The organism is Nocardiopsis sp. TNDT3, from assembly GCF_003427465.1.
Taxonomy (GTDB): domain Bacteria; phylum Actinomycetota; class Actinomycetes; order Streptosporangiales; family Streptosporangiaceae; genus Nocardiopsis; species Nocardiopsis dassonvillei.
Genome location: NZ_QPFC01000382.1, coordinates 1 through 2471 on the forward strand (window position 1 = coordinate 1; position 2471 = coordinate 2471).

At 71.7% G+C, this 2471-nt stretch carries 3 protein-coding genes; all 3 read right to left on the reverse strand.

Going from position 1 to position 2471, the window contains the following annotated elements:
* The coding region (locus DQW06_RS10185; RefSeq protein WP_117198351.1) for a BTAD domain-containing putative transcriptional regulator at positions 1 to 1401 on the reverse strand (1401 nt) is incomplete at its 3' end.
* A gap of 281 nt (positions 1402 to 1682) precedes the next feature.
* Positions 1683 to 2099: a hypothetical protein gene (locus DQW06_RS10190; protein WP_013153439.1), complete on the reverse strand. Its 417-nt coding sequence runs from the start codon at positions 2097 to 2099 to the stop codon at positions 1683 to 1685.
* 54 nt (positions 2100 to 2153) lie between these two features.
* A partial coding sequence (locus tag DQW06_RS10195; protein WP_117198350.1) for a spore-associated protein A occupies positions 2154 to 2471 on the reverse strand: 318 nt, incomplete at its 5' end.

Below are 2471 nucleotides of genomic sequence, written 5' to 3' on the forward strand. Positions count from 1 at the left end.
CAGCCTCAGCGTCAGCGGCAGCCGCCCGCAGCGGTCGGCGATCCGGGTGACCAGCGCCAGTTCCGCGGCCCGGGCCCACATCCCGGCCACGGACAGGAACAACTCGACCGAGGACTCCTCCGACAGCACGTCGAGCGGCAGGGGGCGGGCGCCGAAGAGCGCGACCAGCCCCGTCAACGGGTACCGACTGGTGATGAGCACGACGCTGCCCCGGCCGGTGGGAAGCAGGGGAGCGAGCTGCTCGACCGAGGCGGCGTCGTCGAATAGGAACAGCAGACGCTGGTCGGCCGTCACCGACCGGAAGAGCTTGGCGAGCTCGTCGGCGCCGGTCGGCAGGCCTCCGGGGTCCGCGCCCAGTCCGCGCAGCAGCTGGCGCAGCGCGTCCTCGGCCCGGACGGGCTCCTCCCCGGAGGAGGAACCGCGCAGGTCCACGTAGAGCTGGCCGTCCTGGAAGCGCTCCCGGACGGCATGGCTCCAGTGCAGGGCCAGCGCGGTCTTGCCGACGCCGGAGACCCCGGTGAGGAGGAACACCGCGGGCCAGCGGTCGGCCCCCCGGTCGTCGTCCAGCGCCTGGTCGAGCACGGACAGCTCCGCCGAGCGGCCGACGAACTCACCGACGCCGTAGGGCAGTTCGGCGGGGCGGACCCGGTGGGCGACGGGCGCGCCGCCGCGCGTGCTCCCGCCCTCCGGCCCGGCCGTGAGCAGGTCCAGGTGCAGCTGCCGGAGCCGGGCGCCGGGGCCGGTGCCCAGTTCGTCGGCCAGCCTCTCGCGCAGCTTCGCGTAGACCTCCAGCGCCTCCCCGGTGCGTCCGCAGGCGTGCAGGGCCGACATCAGCAGGCCCGCGAAGCGTTCGTGGGTCGGGTGCTCCGCGCACAGCGAGAGCAGTTCGGGGACGGCGGCGGCTCCGCGGCCGAGGTCGATCCCGGCGCCGTGCAGCTCCACCAGGGCGTGCAGCCGCCTCTCCTCCAGGGCCGGGCGTGCGTGGGCGGCGAGCGCCGGTGTCACGCCGCCCAGCGCCGGGCCCGTCCACAGCGACAGCGCGGTGCGCAGGGTCCGGACCGCATCGGAGGGGCGGCGGGCGGCGCGCTCGGAGTGCGCGCGCACCAGCAGCCGCTCGAACACGCCGCTGTCCGTGGCCTCGGCCGCCACGGTCATCCGGTAGCCGCAGGTGCTCCGGACGATGGTGTCCGCGCCCAGGACCTTGCGGAGTTCGTGCACGTGCGCCTGGAGCTGGGACCGTGCGCTGCGCGGAGGGTGTTCGCCCCAGACCAGGTCGATGAGCCGGTTGTCGGAGACCACGGTGCCGGGTTGCAGGAGGAGTGCGGCCAGGACCGTACGCCTTTTGGGCCCTCCCGTGCTGACCGGACGCCCTTCGGAGCGAACCTCGACAGAACCGAGCATGCGATACCGAATCCCTGACAGATCGGTCTCCACTCATGAACTCCCTGACGCACGATGAACACTCCGCTGCGCAACGTCGCGGAGCATACGGCACTCGTCGGCGCACCGTCCACCCGCGTGAGGGGGAGCGCGGAGAGTGTCCGGGGCGGCTCTGAGGTGGCCTGGGGCTTTGGGTTTCGGTCGATGCGGGACTCGTGCCGCTAAGGGACACAAACGATATGAGGAAGGGTGTGGTCGGGCGGCCCGCGGAAACCGGCCGGGGCCGCCCGTGAACGGTCCGGTCAGCCGCAGTTGGTGTCGCGCTTGCCGCCCTCGGTGCCGGTGATGCGACCCATCCAGTCCACGCACCTGCCTGCCGCGTTCAGGTAGATCGGACCGGCGTAGGTGGTGTAGTAGCCGCCGTCGAAGACGTACCAGTGGCTTCCGGCCGGACTGATCGACAGTCCCGCCTCGATGAGCACGGCCGAGCCGGGACTGTTGCGCTTGGCCACGACGCAGTTGTAGCCGTTGGAGCTGTTGTAGGTCAGGAAGACCGTGCCCTTGGAGCCGATGTTGTCCTGGTTGACGACGCCGTATCCGGAGCCGCACTCGCCGCCGTAGGTGGCAGCGGCGGCGGGTGAGGCGCTGACGAGCAGGCCGCCCAGACCGATACCGGCGGCCGCGACGACGGCCGCGGCCCTCCGCGCGAGTTTCCTCATGTCATGTCCGTTCATGGTTCGGGGGTGTGCGGAGGCGGGGAAGCGGGGCGGAGGTCACCCGCAGTTGGTGCGGGTGGCGGTCTTCGTGATCGTGCCGATCGTGCCGCCCCAGTCGACGCACTGGCGCGCCGCCGACAGGTAGACGGGACCGGCGTAGGTCGTGTAGTCGCCGCTGTCCCGCTTCCAGGACGAGGTGCCGTTGACCCGGATGAACGCCTCCATCGGCGCGGCCGCGCCCGGGTTCGTGCGCACGGTGACCACGCAGTTGTAGCCGTTGGAGTTGTTGTAGGTCAGGAAGGTGGTTCCGCGGTTGTCGGGGAACTCGATCTGGTTGACGACCCCGTAGCCGGACCCGCACGCACCGTTGTAGGA

Coding starts and splice junctions, on each gene's coding strand:
- DQW06_RS10190 (WP_013153439.1), bottom strand. CDS start 2,099: ATGAGGAAACTCGCGCGGAGGGCCGCGGCCGTCGTCGCGGCCGCCGGT.